The sequence below is a fragment of the Pseudomonas sp. A39 genome, from assembly GCF_058145955.1.
In genome coordinates this window covers 1-15,891 of the sequence record NZ_JBYVMD010000077.1, presented here as the reverse complement: position 1 = coordinate 15,891, position 15,891 = coordinate 1, and the positions used below count along the sequence as shown (strand labels likewise).

Below are 15,891 nucleotides of genomic sequence, written 5' to 3'. Positions count from 1 at the left end.
ACCTGTAAACCATGTCCCCGGTTAGAAATGTAAACGATGTCCCCGGTTTGTACCGGGGCAAGCCCCCTCCCACATTTGGATCTTCACAAGGTTCAAGACTGTGCACCGCTTCAATGCACCATGAACCGGCATCGGGCATGGATCCGGCACCTGAAACCTATGCCTCATTGAAAAAAGACTGAACACCAAAAACACCAAAGCCCCGTATTCCGGGGCTTTGCGCTTTCTGGAAAATTTTTTTGGCACAATCTGGCAACTCTGGCACGCGCCCTGCAATAACCCTCGTACTACCCAGTTTCGGGGACCTTGGTACAGGCAGGCCGAGAATCCCCTCTTTAACACCGAAGCCTTCAAGGCTTCACCCCGTTTTGGGAGCCCTGGTACAGGCAGGCCGGGAACTCCCTTCTTTACACCCGGGGCTTATGTGGCGCAGCGCCCATAGCCCCAGCCCGTTTTGGGGACCTTGGTACAGGCAGGCCGGGGATTCCCTCTTTTATTGCTCTTGGAGATGGATCTCCAGCCGCCAGCGGCCATCGGCTTTCTCGCCTTTCCACTCCCCTCGCAACGGCCGGGCCGCCACCAGGTTCAGCAGCAGGCCCGCATCGGTCTTGCGCACGCGCCAGTTCACGTCCTTTTCATTGAACTTGAGTTGCCCACTGGCCGCCTTGCCCTGTGCGTCGAATAGCAGCGCCACCGTGCCGTCGATCAGCTCGCCGTGCAGCTTGGGTTCGCTGTTGAACCACACCACCACGCCGTCCGCCACAGTCTCGACCTGCTGCAGCTCGACCGGGTCCGGCGTGGTCAGCCGGCCAATCATCAGGCCCACCATCAGGCCGACAATCGCCAACGAACCCATGACCCTCGGCATTAGCTTCGGCCTTGGGTCCTCTTCGGGGGTAGAATGCAGCGCATCTTTGCCTTCGGAGCCGTGCATGTTTCACGTCATCCTTTTTCAACCAGAAATTCCGCCGAATACCGGCAACGTTATCAGGCTGTGCGCCAACAGTGGCTGCCACCTGCATTTGATCGAGCCCCTGGGCTTTGACATGGACGACAAACGCCTGCGCCGCGCCGGGCTGGACTACCACGAGTACGCCACCCTCAAGCGCCACGCCGACCTGGCCAGCTGCCTGGAGAGCCTGGGGCATCCGCGACTGTTCGCGTTCACCACCAAGGGTTCACGGCCGTTCCATGATGCCAGCTTTGCCGAAGGCGATGCTTTCCTGTTCGGTCCGGAAAGCCGGGGCCTGCCGGCCGAGGTACTCGATGCCCTGCCCGACGGCCATCGCCTGCGCTTGCCGATGCGCGAGGGTTGCCGCAGCTTGAACCTGTCCAACACCGTGGCCGTCGCCGTCTATGAAGGTTGGCGCCAACTCGGCTTCAAATAACACCGTAAAAAAGTGTGGGAGGGGGCTTGCCCCCGATGACGGAGTGCCAGTCGACATCTATGCGACTGACACTCCGCTATCGGGGGCAAGCCCCCTCCCACATTTTTACCGCGTCGACTTATTGAACCGTCGACGAACCTTCCTGTTGCATGCGCTGCAGCTCTTGCGCGTACAGGGCATCGAAGTTCACCGGTGCCAGCATCAGGGCAGGGAACGAACCACGGGTGACCAGGCTGTCCAGGGTCTCGCGGGCATACGGGAACAGGATGTTCGGGCAGAACGCGCCCAGGGTGTGGCTCATGGATGCTTCGTCCAGGCCCTGGATCAGGAAGATACCGGCCTGTTGCACTTCAGCGATGAAGGCCACTTCTTCGCCGTTCTTGACGGTAACGGACAGGGTCAGCACGACTTCGTGGAAGTCGCCTTCCAGTGCTTTCTGGCGGGTGTTCAGGTCCAGCGCAACGCTTGGGGTCCATTCCTGACGGAAGATGGCCGGGCTTTTTGGCGCTTCGAACGACAGATCACGCACGTAGATGCGCTGCAACGAGAATTGTGGGCCTTGGGCTTCTGCTGCTTCGGTGTTCTGTTGGTCAGTCATCTCAGATCCTTGATCTTGGGGTCTTTTAGGGGTTGGGAGTCAGACGAGCAGCAGCGCATCGAGTTTACCCGCGCGCTCCAGGGCGAACAGGTCGTCGCAGCCACCGATGTGTTTGGCGCCGATCCAGATCTGCGGCACGGACGTGCGCCCCGCCTTCTGGGCCATTTCGGCACGCACCTGGGGTTTGCCATCGACCTTGATTTCTTCGAAGGCAACGCCCTTTTTCTCCAGCAAGGCCTTGGCCCGCATGCAGTAAGGGCACCAATCGCTGGAATACACGACAACCTGGCTCATATCACTTCACCAGTGGCAGGTTATCGCCGCGCCAGCTGCTGATGCCACCGGACAGCTTGGCGGCGGTGAAACCGGCCTTGAGCATTTCGCGCGCATGAGTGCCGGCGTGCTGGCCTTGGGCGTCGACCAGGATGATGGTCTTGGCCTTGTATTTTTCCAGCTCGGCCAGGCGTGCGATCAGCTTGTCCTGTGGAATATTCAGGGCGCCGACGATATGGCCGGTGGCGAAATCCTTGGCCGGGCGGATATCAACGACAACGGCCTCATCCTTGTTGACCAGCGCGGTCAGCTCCGACGTGCTCAGGCTGCGGCCACCACGGCTCATTTCATGAGCAATCAGCAGCGCCAGCAGGATGACGAAGGCACCCACGAGCAGATAGTGGGCAGTGGCAAATGCAATCAGGTGATCAACCATCAAGGAGGTTCCAGGGCGTTAAAATGGCGGTAAGTATACACAGCCGCCAGGGGGGGCCAACCCCCGTAAAGCGGTGACGTGGTCGGAACTTCGCTTTAAACTGCCACTCCCTTTTCAATTGCCTTCCTTTATTACCGCCGCGAGAGGATCTATGACTACTACGCCTAAACCTTTGGTCCTGATAATTCTCGATGGCTTCGGACACAGTGAAAGCCACCACGATAACGCGGTATACGCGGCCAAGAAGCCCGTACTCGACCGCTTGACCGCCACCGTACCCAACGGCCTGATCTCCGGCTCGGGCATGGACGTGGGCCTGCCGGACGGCCAGATGGGCAACTCGGAAGTCGGTCACATGAATCTCGGCGCCGGACGAGTGGTCTATCAAGACTTCACCCGCGTCACCAAAGCGATCCGCGACGGCGAGTTCTTCGAGAACCCAACCATCTGCGCCGCGGTCGATAAAGCCGTCGCCGCCGGCAAAGCGGTGCACTTCATGGGCCTGCTGTCCGATGGCGGCGTCCACAGCCACCAGGACCACCTGGTCGCCATGGCCGAACTGGCCTTCAAGCGCGGCGCCGACAAGATCTACCTGCACGCCTTCCTCGATGGCCGCGACACACCGCCGAAAAGCGCGCAATCCTCCATCGAGCTGCTGGACGCCACGTTCGCCGCCTTGGGCAAGGGCCGTATCGCCAGCCTGGTGGGCCGCTACTTCGCCATGGATCGCGACAACCGCTGGGACCGCGTCTCCCAGGCCTACAACCTGATCGTCGACGGCCAGGCCGACTTCCACGCCGCCACCGCCCAGGAAGGCCTTGAAGCCGCCTATGCCCGTGGCGAAAGCGACGAGTTCGTCAAAGCCACCACCATCGGTGAGCCGGTGAAAGTCGAAGACGGCGACGCCGTGGTGTTCATGAACTTCCGCGCAGACCGCGCACGCGAGCTGAGCCGCGTATTTGTCGAAGATGGTTTCAAGGAATTCGAGCGCGCCCGCCAGCCAAAAGTCCAATACGTGGGCCTGACCCAATACGCCGCCAGCATCCCGGCCCCCGCCGCCTTTGCCGCTGGCACCTTGGATAACGTGCTGGGCGACTACCTGGCGAAAAACGGCAAGACCCAACTGCGCATCGCCGAAACCGAGAAGTACGCCCACGTGACGTTCTTCTTCTCCGGTGGCCGCGAAGAACCGTTCCCAGGCGAAGAACGCATCCTGATCCCATCGCCAAAGGTCGCCACCTACGACCTGCAACCGGAAATGAGTGCGCCGGAAGTCACCGACAAGATCGTCGACGCCATCGACAACCAGCGTTACGACGTGATCGTGGTCAACTACGCCAATGGCGACATGGTCGGCCACAGCGGCAACCTGGAAGCCGCGACCAAGGCCGTGGAATGCCTGGACCTGTGCGTCGGCCGCATCGTCGATGCCCTGGAGAACGTTGGCGGTGAAGCACTGATCACTGCCGACCACGGCAACTGCGAGCAGATGTCCGACGAATCCACTGGGCAAGCCCACACCGCCCATACCACCGAGCCGGTACCGTTCATCTACGTCGGTAAGCGCGACTTCAAAGTACGTGATGGCGGCGTGCTGGCGGATGTGGCACCGACAATGTTGATGCTGATGGGGTTGGAGAAGCCGGTGGAAATGACGGGCACTTCGATCCTGGTCTGATTCCCAGCATCACCGAAAAATAATGTGGGAGGGGGCTTGCTCCCTCCCACATTGGATCTTCTGTGTTTGGTAGATATCTTTTTGCCATTCCAGCGCCGCTCGGCACCTATCTTGCCTTCCAGCCCGAATTGGGCGTTTTTTTTGCCGCGCTTGGCGGGCATACTAGGCCGTCCCTTTCCCTGGTGTCGCCCGCCTCTATGCTTCGCGCCTTGATTACCCTTGCTCTTGTCTGCCTGCTCCAACCGGCGTTTGCCGATGAGCGCGCACAAACCCAACAACAGTTGGACGCTACGCGTCAGGACATTACCGAGCTGAAAAAACTGCTCGGCAAGCTTCAGGAAGAAAAGTCCGGGGTGCAGAAAGACCTGCGCGGTACGGAAACCGAGATGGGCAAGCTCGAGAAGCAGGTCCAGGAGCTACAAAAAGAATTAAAGAAGAGCGAGTCGGAACTGGAGCGACTCGACGCTGAGAAAAAAAAACTCCAGAGCGCCCGCGTTGAACAGCAACGCCTGATCGCTATCCAGGCCCGTGCCGCCTACCAGAACGGCCGCCAGGAATACCTCAAGCTGCTGCTCAACCAGCAGAACCCGGAAAAATTCGCGCGCACCCTGACCTACTACGACTACCTGAGCAAGGCCCGTATGGAGCAGTTGAAAAGCTTCAACGAGACCCTGCGCCAGTTGGTCAACGTCGAACAGGAAATCGCCAACCAGCAATCGCAGCTGGAAGACCAGAAAAACAGCCTCAATGCCCAGCGCGACGAGCTGGACAAGGTGCGCAAGGAGCGCCAGGTCGCCCTGGCCAAGCTCAATGACGACGTAAAAGCCCGTGACGCCAAGCTGCAGGCCCGCGAGCAGGACCAGGCCGACCTGGCCAAAGTGCTCAAGACCATCGAAGAAACCCTGGCTCGCCAGGCACGCGAGGCCGAAGAAGCGCGGCAAAAAGCGCTGATCGCCCAGCAGGAAGCCGAAAAAAAGCGCCAGCGTGAGGCCGAGATGGCTGCCACCTCGGACGCCCCGGCACCGCGTAAACCGGCGCATGCAGCCCCTGGCCCGCTGGTTTCCAGCGCCGGCGAATCGTTCGGCGGCCCTTTTGCTTCAGCGCGCGGCAAACTTCCATGGCCGGTTGATGGTCGATTACTGGCACGCTTTGGGGAAACCCGTGGCGATGACACCCGCGCCAAGTGGGATGGTGTGATGATCAGCGCCTCCGCCGGCAGCCAGGTCCACGCTGTTCACGGTGGCCGTGTCGTGTTTGCCGATTGGCTGCGGGGCGCCGGTTTGTTGGTGATTCTTGACCACGGCAATGGCTATTTGAGCCTTTACGGCCACAATCAGACTTTACTCAAGTCGGCAGGTGATGTTGTAAAAGCCGGTGAATCCATCTCCACTGTCGGTAACAGTGGTGGCCAGGACACCCCGGCGCTGTACTTCGCTATTCGTCAGCAGGGTCGCCCGAGCGATCCTGCACAATGGTGCAGATCCCAAGGATAGGGTCGCATCTACATTAGGAGTTCGTTCGACATGCTGCATTTGTCCCGCCTCACTTCGCTGGCCTTGACGATCGCCCTGGTGATCGGCGCGCCTCTGGCGTTCGCCGACCAGGCCGCTCCGGCTGCACCCGCCGCCACGGCCGCAACGACCAAGGCGCCGTTGCCGCTGGACGAGCTGCGCACCTTTGCCGAGGTCATGGACCGGATCAAGGCCGCTTATGTCGAACCCGTAGATGACAAGACCCTGCTGGAGAATGCCATCAAGGGCATGCTCAGCAACCTCGATCCGCACTCCGCTTACCTGGGCCCGGAAGATTTTGCCGAGTTGCAGGAGAGCACCAGCGGTGAATTCGGCGGCCTGGGCATTGAAGTCGGCGCCGAAGACGGCAACATCAAGGTCGTCTCGCCGATCGATGACACCCCGGCGTCCAAGGCTGGCATCCAGGCCGGCGACTTCATCGTTAAGATCAATGGCCAGCCGACCCGTGGCCAGACCATGACCGAAGCCGTCGACAAGATGCGCGGCAAGATCGGCCAGAAAATCACCCTGACCCTGGTACGCGACGGCGGCAACCCGTTCGACGTGACGCTGACCCGCGCGACCATTGTGGTCAAGAGCGTGAAGAGCCAGCTGCTGGAGTCGGGCTACGGCTACATCCGCATCACCCAATTCCAGGTCAAGACCGGCGACGAAGTGGCCAAGGCGCTGGCCAAGCTGCGCAAGGACAACGGCAAGAAACTCAGCGGCATCGTGCTCGACCTGCGTAACAACCCTGGCGGCGTGCTGCAGTCGGCGGTGGAAGTGGTCGACCACTTCATCACCAAGGGCCTGATCGTGTACACCAAAGGCCGTATCGCCAACTCCGAGCTGCGCTTCTCGGCGACCGGCAATGACCTCAGCGAAAACGTACCGCTGGCCGTACTGATCAACGGCGGCAGCGCTTCGGCGTCGGAGATCGTCGCGGGCGCTCTGCAAGACCAGAAGCGCGGCGTGCTGATGGGCACCACCAGCTTCGGCAAAGGCTCGGTGCAAACCGTGTTGCCGCTGAACAACGAGCGTGCGCTGAAGATCACCACCGCGCTGTATTACACGCCGAACGGCCGCTCGATCCAGGCTCAGGGCATCGTGCCGGACATCGAGGTGCGCAAGGCCAAGATCACCAACGAGATCGACAGCGAGTACTACAAGGAAGCTGACCTGCAAGGTCACCTGGGCAATGGCAACGGCGGCGCCGACCAGCCGACCGGCAGCGGCAAGAAAGCCAAGCCGATGCCGCAGGACGATGACTACCAGCTGGCCCAGGCGCTTAGCCTGCTCAAGGGCTTGAGCATCACCCGCAGCCGTTGATATGCGTTTTGCCCTGATCATCGCTGTGCTGTGCAGCCTGGCAGGCGTCGCTCACGCGACGCCTGCCGGCGAGCCTCAAAAAGCCTACCTGACCCTCATCATCGACGACCTCGGGCAAAACCTGCCCCGGGATCGTCGCGTGCTGGCCCTGCCCGGGCCGGTGACCACGGCGATCATGCCCGACACGCCCCACGCCGCCGAATTCGCCCGCGAAGCCCACAAGGCCGGCAAGATCGTGATCCTCCACATGCCCATGGACCCGGCCACGGGGCCGTTCGCCTGGCACCCCGAATTGCCTATCGAAGAACTTGCCAAGCGACTGGACGCCGCGTTCCAGGCGGTGCCCTATACCGCCGGCATCAACAACCACATGGGCAGCCGCATGACGGCGCAACCGGCCGCCATGGCCTGGTTGATGGCCGAGTTGCAACGGCGCAACAAGTTCTTTGTCGACAGCCGCACCAGCGCCCAAACCGTCGCCGCCGCCGAAGCGCAGAAGATCGGCCTGGCGCATGTCTCGCGGGATGTGTTCCTCGATGACGAGCGCACCGAGGCGGCGATTACCACGCAGTTGCAAACCGCAATCAAGCTGGCACACAAACAAGGTTCCGCCGTGATGATCGGCCACCCTTATCCACAAACCCTGGCAGTGCTGGAGCGCGAGTTGCCCAAGCTCAAGGCCCAGGGCGTCGACTGGATTGATATCAAGTTGATGATCAGCGTACGCGGCAACCAGGCCATGGCCCGGCACGGCAAAAATGGCACCTACCGCCCATCGCCGACTAAATAACTACCCCCGCTCTGCCAGTTGCCCCCTCGATAGTTGACGCCTGCCCCGCATCAATTCGAGGATGACCATGAAAACCCTTTATCCCGCGCTGATCTGCGCGCTGCTGACTGCGTGCCCTGTGTATCTATGGGGCGCGTCCAAAGACTTTGGTGAAGGCCTGGCCAACGCCAGCGCTCCACGCCTGCTGACCAACGCCAACCAACAACATAATCACTGGAGCGGCATCGGCCGCATCCGCAACGATAAGGCACTCTGCACCGCGACCCTACTGGATACCCGCGATGAACAAGGCACTTCCGGCCCGGCTTACATCATCACCAGCAGCCATTGCATTCACCGTGTCAGTGGTGCCGTCATCAAGGACCAGGTACTCAAGGGCCATATCAGCTTCAACTACTTCGATGACACGTTGGAGCAGCTCAAGACCTACCCGCTCAAGACCCTGAAGTGGGGTAGCAGCCACGGCGTCGACCTGGCACTCATTGAGCTCGATATTCCGCTGTCCGCCTTGATCAGCAACGGCATCGAGCCGATGAAACTGGCCGAGGACCTACCTGACGAAGCACGCCCGATTCTTGCCCTGATCGTCCCTGAATGGAACACGCTGCACCTCTCAGCGTGCCTTCAACAGGCCTCTCAAGAGGTGGTAGAGCAACCTTTTGTATGGCGCGTAACCATGAAAAACCAATGCAAGGGCGTGCAATCAGGCACATTCGATGCACCGCTGGTGGATCGCGCCACCAATACGCTGTTCGGCATTCTCAGCAGTACAACCATCGGCCAGGCCGCAGCTAAAAAGTGTCAGCGCGACGCACCATGCGAGGTGAGGGATGGCAAGGCGAGTTGGCATGCCGACAGTAACTACGGCAGTCCTGTCGTGTTCCTCAAGCACTGTTTTGTGGAGGGCGTGCTGACTGACAACGAGCAGACCTGCAACCTCTACCCCGCGACGTCCATCACCTTCAGCAGCCCTGAGCCGCTGCAACAATATTTCGTCAAAAGGCCCGGAGACAAGGGCCGGAATATCACGCCAAGCTGGAACCTGGAATTTACTACCACCAGCCGGCTCTATCGCTACAAGGCCGTACGCCGTGCCAGCGAATGTGAAAACCCCGTGCATTACAGCCCGCCGATCAACAGCCACAACGCATCGATCAAGGACCCCATCGGCCCGCAAACCGGCATGCATCTGTTGTGCATCCTGGGGGTCGAATCAGACCAGGCGGTGAGCAACAGCGCGATGCGCAATGCCTTGACGCTGGCGGTCGAACTCGCTGAACCGGCGGCGACCCGCGCCCCAGACGTCAGCATCGTGCTCGACAGGCAGTTCTTGCAGCGCTACACCGTTATCTGGAACCTGGCGCCACCCTTTATAAGCCGCTACACCTACAAATTTGGCCCAGCTCAGCGCACAGATTGCCTGGCACCCGAAGGCTATCGGACACTGCCGCCCAAGCACAGCGATACGGAAGAAACCGATGACGCAGAGGACCTCTTCGGCATGCCTCCCCTGGACCAGGCCCCCGATGCACCGCATCAGAAGTTCGCGCAGATTATTTCCATGCATAACCAGCCGATAAAAATCTGCACCTACGCATTCGACCAGGCAGGCCGGCCTTCAGATTTGCGCGTGGACCTGCTCAAACCACGTTGACCACTAGAGGTAACGCGCCATGATCTCGTCAACACGCCCTTCTTTGCGCAGTTGGTTCAACGCTGCTTGAAGCTTGTCCACAAGCTCATCAGGCACGTCCTTGTTCAGCGCGAGGTAAAGCTGAGCACTGTTAAAACGCAGCACCGTCTTGAGCCCGGTCACACCGACCTGGCGAGCCAGGTACCGGCCGGCCGGATCGCCGGTAGCCCACAGGTCGATCTGACCCTCCAGCAGCTTTTGCGCGTTGTCCTGGTCGCGCAACACCACCATCGGCTTAAGGCCCTGCTTCTCCAGGGTCTCGGCGATGGCGTCGCCTTTGTAAGCGCCGATCTTGTAGCGACGGGCGTGCTCGAGGTCGCTCAACTGGATCTTGCTATCTGCCTTGGCCAGCAGTACCCAATCGTCTGGGCCGATGGGACCGACCCATTTGAACAGCGCTTCACGGTCCGGCAGGCGGGCCATCACGAACACGCCGTAACCGGGTTTCTCCAGGGCGAGTTTGTAGATTCGCTCCCAAGGGAAACGCAGGGTGAGGCTGTAGGAAATGCCGGCGCGCTTGAAGGTCTCGCGCATGATGTCCACGGCGATGCCTTCGATGTTCTCGTCCTTGGCGAAATTCTTGCCGTTTTTCGCCATGTTGTAGGGCGGGAAGTTTTCCGTCAGCAACACCAGGGAGGCGTCAGACGATTCATCGGCGTGGCCAGGGCCAGCCAACAGGAGCGACGTACTGGCGAGGGCGAGCAGCAGGTGTTTGAACATGAAGGTTACCGGAATCCATGGCAAGCGCAGAGATTGCCGCGCGCTTGCCATGGTGTCCAGCAGCGTTTAGCGAACGACGATACCGCGCGCCGCCATGTAGGCCTTGGCCTCGGGGACGGTGTATTCGCCAAAGTGGAAAATACTCGCCGCCAGCACTGCGCTGGCGTGGCCTTCGATCACGCCGTCAGCCAGGTGCTGCAGGTTGCCGACGCCGCCGGAAGCGATCACCGGGATACCCAACGCATCGCTGATGGCACGGGTCACGCCCAGATCGAAGCCGTTTTTCATGCCGTCCTGGTCCATGCTGGTCAGCAGGATTTCACCGGCGCCCAGGCCTTCCATCTTCATCGCCCATTCCACCGCATCCAGACCGGTAGGCTTGCGGCCGCCGTGGGTGAAGATCTCCCAGCGCGGGGTTTCGCCCGGGCCGGAGACTTTCTTGGCGTCGATGGCCACCACAATGCATTGCGAACCAAAGTGCTGCGCGGCCTCGCCGACAAACTCCGGGTTGAACACCGCAGCGGTGTTGATCGAGACCTTGTCCGCGCCGGCATTGAGCAGGTTGCGGATGTCTTGCACGGTGCGCACGCCACCGCCCACGGTCAGCGGGATAAACACCTGGCTGGCCATGCGCTCGACGGTATGCAGGGTGGTGTCGCGGCCATCGACGCTGGCGGTGATGTCGAGAAAGGTAATCTCGTCGGCACCCTGCTCATCGTAGCGACGGGCGATTTCCACCGGGTCTCCGGCGTCACGGATGTTCTCGAACTTGACGCCCTTGACCACGCGACCGTTGTCGACGTCCAGGCAAGGGATGATGCGTTTGGCCAGCGCCATGGTCAGTCCTCAGCCGTTGTAGGCGTCGCAGTAAGCCTGGGCTTCGGCGACGTCCAGGGTACCTTCGTAGATCGCGCGGCCGGTGATGGCGCCGATGATGCCGGGGGCCTTGGCGTCCAGCAGCGACTTGATGTCGCCCAAGTTGTGGATACCGCCGGAAGCGATCACCGGGATCTTGGTCGCAGCGGCCAGCGCAGCGGTGAACGGCACGTTGCAGCCCTGCATCATGCCGTCTTTGGCGATGTCGGTATAAACGATGGCAGACACGCCATCAGCTTCGAACTGCTTGGCCAGGTCGATCACCTGCACGGTGCTGATCTCGGCCCAACCGTCGGTGGCGACGAAACCATCTTTAGCGTCCAGGCCCACGATGACCTTGCCAGGAAACGCGCGGCAGGCTTCGGCGACGAACGCCGGGTCTTTCACAGCCTTGGTGCCAATGATTACGTAGCTCACGCCGGCTTTTACGTAGTGCTCGATGGTTTCCAGCGAGCGGATACCGCCGCCGATCTGGATCGGCAGGTTCGGGTAGCGCTTGGCGATCGCGGTGACCACCTCGCCGTTGACCGGCTGGCCTTCGAAGGCGCCGTTCAAGTCCACCAGATGCAGACGACGGCAGCCCCCTTCCACCCATTTGGCAGCCATGCTCACCGGGTCGTCGGAGAACACGGTGGAGTCTTCCATGCGGCCTTGGCGCAGACGTACGCAGGCGCCGTCCTTGAGATCGATAGCGGGAATAATCAGCATCTGGCAAACCTTATTCGATATTCAGCAATGCTTGGGAAATCAGGGTTTCTCAAGCGACCACAGGTCGCTTTCGATGCTTTCGAACCTTTCTTTAAGGAGCGTCTGCGTGTCGAAAATCGCCCTGTTGTAATAGTGCGGAGCCACTTCGGTGGTAAACAGCTCAAGAATTTCGGCGACCTCGAACGAGCCCAGCTTGAGCTCGAAGCGGTCCTCCATGAAGCGCTTGATCTTGAGGGTAGCCTCACTCTCCTGTTCGGGCGTGAGGTTCAAGACCGGCTGCTTCGGCTTCCTGGCCATTTACCAGCGCCCGTCCCAGGCGGCGAAGTTCTGCAGCAATTGCAGGCCATGGGTATGGCTCTTCTCCGGATGGAACTGCACGGCAAACCGCGAACCTTCGGCCAGCGCGGCGGCGAAGTCGACGCCGTAGTGCCCGCCACCCACCACCTGGCCCGGCTTGCCGGCGGCGATGTAGTAGCTGTGCACGAAGTAGAAGCGCGCCATGTCCGGCACTTCGTGCCAGAGCGGGTGATCGACGCTCTGGCGCACTTCGTTCCAGCCCATGTGCGGGACTTTCAAGTGTTCGCCGTCTTCATGCAGGTCTTTGCCGAAGAACTTCACCTGGCCTGGGAACAGGCCGATGCAGTCGACGCCATCGTTCTCTTCACTGCTGTCGAGCAAGGCTTGCATGCCTACGCAGATGCCGAGGAACGGACGATCCTGGCTGACCTCGCGCACCAGGCTGTCAAAGCCCAGGCGGCGGATCTCGGCCATGCAGTCGCGAATCGCGCCAACGCCGGGAAACACCACCCGGTCAGCTTCGCGAATCACGTTGGCATCGCTGGTGATCAGCACTTTGCCGGCGCCTACATGTTCGAGGGCCTTGGCCACCGAGTGCAGGTTACCCATGCCGTAATCGATAACCGCGACCGTCTGCATTACAGGACGCCCTTGGTCGAAGGCATTTGCCCGGCCATGCGGTCGTCCAGCTCTACGGCCATGCGCAGCGCGCGGCCGAAGGCCTTGAACACGGTTTCGATCTGGTGGTGAGTGTTGGTGCCGCGCAGGTTGTCGATGTGCAGGCTGACCAGTGCGTGGTTGACGAAACCCTGGAAAAATTCCTGGAACAGGTCGACATCGAAGCCGCCGACGGTGGCGCGGGTGTAGGGCACGTGCATCTGCAGGCCTGGGCGGCCAGAGAAGTCGATGACCACACGCGACAGCGCTTCGTCCAGCGGGACATAGGCGTGGCCGTAGCGACGGATGCCTTTTTTGTCGCCGATGGCCTTGGCAAATGCCTGGCCGAGGGTGATGCCGACGTCTTCCACCGTGTGGTGGTCGTCGATATGCAGGTCGCCCTTGCTGACGATATCCAGGTCGATCAGCCCGTGACGGGCGATCTGGTCCAGCATGTGCTCAAGAAAAGGTACACCGATATCAAATCGGGCCTTTCCGGTGCCATCCAGGTTAATCGAGGCTTTGATCTGGGTTTCCAGAGTGTCGCGCTCGACGGACGCCTTACGTTCGGCCATCACCAGCTCCGCAAAATCATTGGGCGAAAAAGGCAGCCATTATAGGGGCGCGGGCGCTAAACAGAAACATCGGAGGGGATAAGACTGATGGAGTGTCGGAGATAGACATGTGCATACAACTGTTGGGTTGGGCTGATGTGGCGAGGGAGCTTGCTCCCGCTGGGCTGCGCAGCAGCCCCAAAACCTGTCACCGCGAGCTTCCAGAACCAACGCGGTGAATTGATTGGGGTCGCTTCGCGACCCAGCGGGAGCAAGCTCCCTCGCCACAACAAGCCCGGCTCCCGCAGGAACCAGGCCCACCCGGTCATCGCAGTGTTAGTGGAACAGAACCGCGGTCTTCTGCAAGGTCACCCACACACCCCACGCCAACGGAATACCCACCACCAGCCAGGCCGCGATGGCCAATGGCACGGTGCCGGAAGCGGCTTTCCACTCCAGGGAAGTGGTGGCATCCGCCCCTTTGTCATGACCCAGCGCCTGTTCGGCGGCCAATTCGGCATCGGTCATGAAGTACTTGTCCGCCACCGGGCGAACCAGCAGATTGCAGATGAAACCCAGCACCAGCAGGCCGGCGAGGATGTACAAGGTGATGTCATAGGCAGCCGCGCGTTCAACGCCGATACTCAACTGATATTCACGCAGGTAGTTCACCAGCACCGGGCCCAAGACGCCCGCAGCGGCCCAGGCGGTCAGCAGGCGACCGTGGATCGCGCCGACCATTTGCGTACCGAACAGGTCGGCCAGGTAGGCAGGAACGGTCGCAAAACCACCCCCGTACATCGACAGGATGATGCAGAACGCCGCCACGAACAGCGCCACGTTGCCCAGGTGCCCCAGGTTCGGGATCAGCGCGTACAGGGCAAAGCCCAGGGCGAAGAACACGAAATAGGTGTTTTTACGGCCCAGGTAGTCGGAGAACGATGCCCAGAAGAAGCGGCCGCCGATGTTGAACAGGCTCAACAGACCGGTGAAACCTGCCGCGATGGCCGCGATGGAGGCCAGCTGACCGGCATCCAGTTGACCGAACGGCACATCAACACCCAGCAACTTGCCGCCGAACACTTCCTGCAGCAGCGGCGAAGCCATGCCGAGGATGCCGATACCGGCGGATACGTTCAGGCACAACACCAACCAAACCAGGCGGAATTGCGGGGTTTTCCACGCCACGTTCACGTGCACGTGACGGTGGGTGATCATCGCGTTGCTGGCCTTTTTCGCCGGGGCGGTCCAGCCCTCAGGTTTCCAGCCGGTCGGCGGAACGCGATAAGACAGTGCGCCGCCGATCATGAACACGAAGTAGATCGCCGCCATCACCAGGAAGCTCTGCCATACGCCCACGCTGGTCGGCGTAGCAAAGTGGCCCATCAACGCTGCGGCCAGGGGTGCACCTACCATCGCGCCGCCGCCAAAGCCCATGATCGCCATACCGGTGGCCATGCCACGCTTGTCCGGGAACCACTTGATCAGGGTCGACACGGGAGAGATGTAGCCCAGGCCCAGGCCGATACCGCCGATGACCCCGGAGCCGATCCACATCAGCCAGATCTGGTGGGTATAGATACCCAAGGCAGAAATCAGCAGCCCGCCGCACCAGCACAACGCCGATACAACACCGGCCTTACGTGGCCCGGCATGTTCCAGCCAGCCGCCCCAGATCGCTGCCGAGCAGCCCAGGAAGATGAAGAACAGGGTGTAGATCCAGCCCAGCATGGAGATGGGCCAGTCGCATTGGGACGAGAAGACTTGGGCGATGAAGCTCATGTCCGGCGCGCAGGCGACCGGTTTGGTAACACCCAGTGCCTTGGACAGAGGCAGCCAGAACACCGAGAACCCGTAGGCCATGCCGATGCACAGGTGGATGGCCAGGGCGGCCGGTGGAACCAGCCAGCGGTTGAAGCCGGGCTTGGCGATGATGCGTTCCTTGGACAGGAACGCTGGCTTTGCAGCAGATGAACCTGCCGCAGTGCTAGTGCTCATTGGTGTTTCCCCCAGTTGTTAGTATGTGTCCGTCAGGCGCTCTCTCCCTCGGCCTTGCACGCAAAGCGTGGCCGTTTTGTTGAGTGAAGCTCCATTTTAGGCGCGACCTTAGGTCGCAGAAGGCGGACGAACGTGCAGAGATTAGCACCTGTCGATGACAGAAAAACCAAAGTGACATCACCTTTTTCAGGAAATCTGTTTTTTGACGCCAAAAACCCGCTTTCCCCGCCCCTGGATACAATGTAACGATCGGGGCACTGACGCAGGCCGTCGGGCGTTATACTCTGCGGCTAAATTTTGAAATCGACATACAAGGACTCGCCCATGAAAGCGTTCGGCAAAATCCTGGGTCTGGTACTTCTCGGGCTGTTGCTGATCATTGTGG

At 60.7% G+C, this 15,891-nt stretch carries 17 protein-coding genes; 6 read left to right on the top strand and 11 right to left on the bottom strand.

Going from position 1 to position 15,891, the window contains the following annotated elements; genetic code table 11:
- Nucleotides 1-493: 493 nt before the first annotated feature.
- Nucleotides 494-934, bottom strand: a complete 441-nt coding sequence (locus AC3ZU9_RS30105) for a hypothetical protein (RefSeq protein ID WP_012721757.1) — start codon at nt 932-934, stop codon at nt 494-496.
- Between AC3ZU9_RS30105 and AC3ZU9_RS30100 the strand changes: the two genes are divergently transcribed.
- The gene (locus AC3ZU9_RS30100) at nt 933-1,388 is read left to right on the top strand and encodes a tRNA (cytidine(34)-2'-O)-methyltransferase (protein WP_003171120.1); all 456 of its coding nucleotides are present in this window, start codon (nt 933-935) and stop codon (nt 1,386-1,388) included. The genes AC3ZU9_RS30105 and AC3ZU9_RS30100 overlap by 2 nt on opposite strands.
- A gap of 118 nt (nt 1,389-1,506) precedes the next feature.
- On the opposite strand, the gene secB is transcribed toward AC3ZU9_RS30100, so the two are convergent.
- Genes secB through AC3ZU9_RS30085 form a run of 3 tightly spaced genes read right to left on the bottom strand, consistent with a single transcriptional unit; the run spans nt 1,507 to nt 2,695 of the window.
- Entirely contained in the window at nt 1,507-1,986 is a 480-nt protein-coding gene (gene secB / locus AC3ZU9_RS30095) for a protein-export chaperone SecB (RefSeq protein ID WP_012721755.1), read from the bottom strand.
- 39 nt (nt 1,987-2,025) lie between these two features.
- On the bottom strand, nt 2,026-2,280 hold the full coding sequence (grxC, locus tag AC3ZU9_RS30090) for a glutaredoxin 3 (RefSeq protein WP_010213876.1): 255 nt from the start codon (nt 2,278-2,280) through the stop codon (nt 2,026-2,028).
- Nucleotide 2,281: 1 nt separating this feature from the next.
- Nucleotides 2,282-2,695, bottom strand: coding sequence for a rhodanese-like domain-containing protein (locus tag AC3ZU9_RS30085; RefSeq protein WP_043204648.1), 414 nt, complete (start codon nt 2,693-2,695; stop codon nt 2,282-2,284).
- A 151-nt stretch (nt 2,696-2,846) separates the two neighbouring features.
- Here AC3ZU9_RS30085 and gpmI point away from each other — a divergent pair, with 151 nt between their 5' ends.
- From gpmI to AC3ZU9_RS30060, 5 genes are all read left to right on the top strand, one after another.
- Nucleotides 2,847-4,373: a 2,3-bisphosphoglycerate-independent phosphoglycerate mutase gene (gene gpmI / locus AC3ZU9_RS30080; protein ID WP_012721753.1), complete on the top strand. Its 1,527-nt coding sequence runs from the start codon at nt 2,847-2,849 to the stop codon at nt 4,371-4,373.
- 197 nt (nt 4,374-4,570) lie between these two features.
- On the top strand, nt 4,571-5,866 hold the full coding sequence (locus AC3ZU9_RS30075; protein WP_012721752.1) for a murein hydrolase activator EnvC family protein: 1,296 nt from the start codon (nt 4,571-4,573) through the stop codon (nt 5,864-5,866).
- Nucleotides 5,867-5,896: 30 nt separating this feature from the next.
- Nucleotides 5,897-7,213, top strand: coding sequence for a S41 family peptidase (locus tag AC3ZU9_RS30070; RefSeq protein ID WP_012721751.1), 1,317 nt, complete (start codon nt 5,897-5,899; stop codon nt 7,211-7,213).
- A 1-nt stretch (nt 7,214) separates the two neighbouring features.
- The gene (locus AC3ZU9_RS30065; RefSeq protein ID WP_490091725.1) at nt 7,215-8,003 is read left to right on the top strand and encodes a divergent polysaccharide deacetylase family protein; all 789 of its coding nucleotides are present in this window, start codon (nt 7,215-7,217) and stop codon (nt 8,001-8,003) included.
- Between the two features lie 67 nt (nt 8,004-8,070).
- Entirely contained in the window at nt 8,071-9,657 is a 1,587-nt protein-coding gene (locus AC3ZU9_RS30060) for a serine protease (protein ID WP_490091724.1), read from the top strand.
- 3 nt (nt 9,658-9,660) lie between these two features.
- Here the strand turns inward: AC3ZU9_RS30060 and AC3ZU9_RS30055 are convergent, their stop codons facing one another.
- The 7 genes from AC3ZU9_RS30055 to AC3ZU9_RS30025 form a co-directional block, all read right to left on the bottom strand.
- On the bottom strand, nt 9,661-10,416 hold the full coding sequence (locus tag AC3ZU9_RS30055) for a substrate-binding periplasmic protein (protein ID WP_012721748.1): 756 nt from the start codon (nt 10,414-10,416) through the stop codon (nt 9,661-9,663).
- 66 nt (nt 10,417-10,482) lie between these two features.
- Nucleotides 10,483-11,253, bottom strand: coding sequence for an imidazole glycerol phosphate synthase subunit HisF (gene hisF, locus AC3ZU9_RS30050; protein ID WP_003171107.1), 771 nt, complete (start codon nt 11,251-11,253; stop codon nt 10,483-10,485).
- 9 nt (nt 11,254-11,262) lie between these two features.
- On the bottom strand, nt 11,263-12,000 hold the full coding sequence (gene hisA, locus AC3ZU9_RS30045; protein ID WP_003187784.1) for a 1-(5-phosphoribosyl)-5-[(5-phosphoribosylamino)methylideneamino]imidazole-4-carboxamide isomerase: 738 nt from the start codon (nt 11,998-12,000) through the stop codon (nt 11,263-11,265).
- Nucleotides 12,001-12,039: 39 nt separating this feature from the next.
- Entirely contained in the window at nt 12,040-12,297 is a 258-nt protein-coding gene (locus AC3ZU9_RS30040) for a DUF2164 domain-containing protein (RefSeq protein ID WP_012721747.1), read from the bottom strand.
- Entirely contained in the window at nt 12,298-12,936 is a 639-nt protein-coding gene (gene hisH, locus AC3ZU9_RS30035; protein WP_012721746.1) for an imidazole glycerol phosphate synthase subunit HisH, read from the bottom strand.
- Nucleotides 12,936-13,529 (bottom strand): imidazoleglycerol-phosphate dehydratase HisB, encoded by a 594-nt coding sequence (gene hisB, locus AC3ZU9_RS30030; protein WP_003218037.1) that lies wholly within the window; start codon nt 13,527-13,529, stop codon nt 12,936-12,938. The genes hisH and hisB overlap by 1 nt, the downstream gene beginning before the upstream one ends.
- Before the next feature lie 315 nt (nt 13,530-13,844).
- A complete protein-coding gene (locus AC3ZU9_RS30025; protein WP_012721745.1) occupies nt 13,845-15,506 on the bottom strand; it encodes an OFA family MFS transporter in 1,662 nt (553 codons plus the stop codon).
- Between the last annotated feature and the right edge of the window lie 385 nt (nt 15,507-15,891).

Bases quoted from the DNA above. Each gene is read 5' to 3' on its own strand.
- grxC (WP_010213876.1), bottom strand. From the start codon at position 2,280: ATGAGCCAGGTTGTCGTGTATTCCAGCGATTGGTGCCCTTACTGCATG.
- hisF (WP_003171107.1), bottom strand. From the start codon at position 11,253: ATGGCGCTGGCCAAACGCATCATCCCTTGCCTGGACGTCGACAACGGT.
- AC3ZU9_RS30060 (WP_490091724.1), top strand. From the start codon at position 8,071: ATGAAAACCCTTTATCCCGCGCTGATCTGCGCGCTGCTGACTGCGTGC.
- AC3ZU9_RS30070 (WP_012721751.1), top strand. From the start codon at position 5,897: ATGCTGCATTTGTCCCGCCTCACTTCGCTGGCCTTGACGATCGCCCTG.
- hisB (WP_003218037.1), bottom strand. From the start codon at position 13,529: ATGGCCGAACGTAAGGCGTCCGTCGAGCGCGACACTCTGGAAACCCAG.
- AC3ZU9_RS30055 (WP_012721748.1), bottom strand. From the start codon at position 10,416: ATGTTCAAACACCTGCTGCTCGCCCTCGCCAGTACGTCGCTCCTGTTG.
- AC3ZU9_RS30025 (WP_012721745.1), bottom strand. From the start codon at position 15,506: ATGAGCACTAGCACTGCGGCAGGTTCATCTGCTGCAAAGCCAGCGTTC.
- gpmI (WP_012721753.1), top strand. From the start codon at position 2,847: ATGACTACTACGCCTAAACCTTTGGTCCTGATAATTCTCGATGGCTTC.
- AC3ZU9_RS30100 (WP_003171120.1), top strand. From the start codon at position 933: ATGTTTCACGTCATCCTTTTTCAACCAGAAATTCCGCCGAATACCGGC.
- AC3ZU9_RS30040 (WP_012721747.1), bottom strand. From the start codon at position 12,297: ATGGCCAGGAAGCCGAAGCAGCCGGTCTTGAACCTCACGCCCGAACAG.
- AC3ZU9_RS30105 (WP_012721757.1), bottom strand. From the start codon at position 934: ATGCACGGCTCCGAAGGCAAAGATGCGCTGCATTCTACCCCCGAAGAG.
- hisH (WP_012721746.1), bottom strand. From the start codon at position 12,936: ATGCAGACGGTCGCGGTTATCGATTACGGCATGGGTAACCTGCACTCG.
- AC3ZU9_RS30075 (WP_012721752.1), top strand. From the start codon at position 4,571: ATGCTTCGCGCCTTGATTACCCTTGCTCTTGTCTGCCTGCTCCAACCG.
- AC3ZU9_RS30065 (WP_490091725.1), top strand. From the start codon at position 7,215: ATGCGTTTTGCCCTGATCATCGCTGTGCTGTGCAGCCTGGCAGGCGTC.
- AC3ZU9_RS30085 (WP_043204648.1), bottom strand. From the start codon at position 2,695: ATGGTTGATCACCTGATTGCATTTGCCACTGCCCACTATCTGCTCGTG.
- secB (WP_012721755.1), bottom strand. From the start codon at position 1,986: ATGACTGACCAACAGAACACCGAAGCAGCAGAAGCCCAAGGCCCACAA.
- hisA (WP_003187784.1), bottom strand. From the start codon at position 12,000: ATGCTGATTATTCCCGCTATCGATCTCAAGGACGGCGCCTGCGTACGT.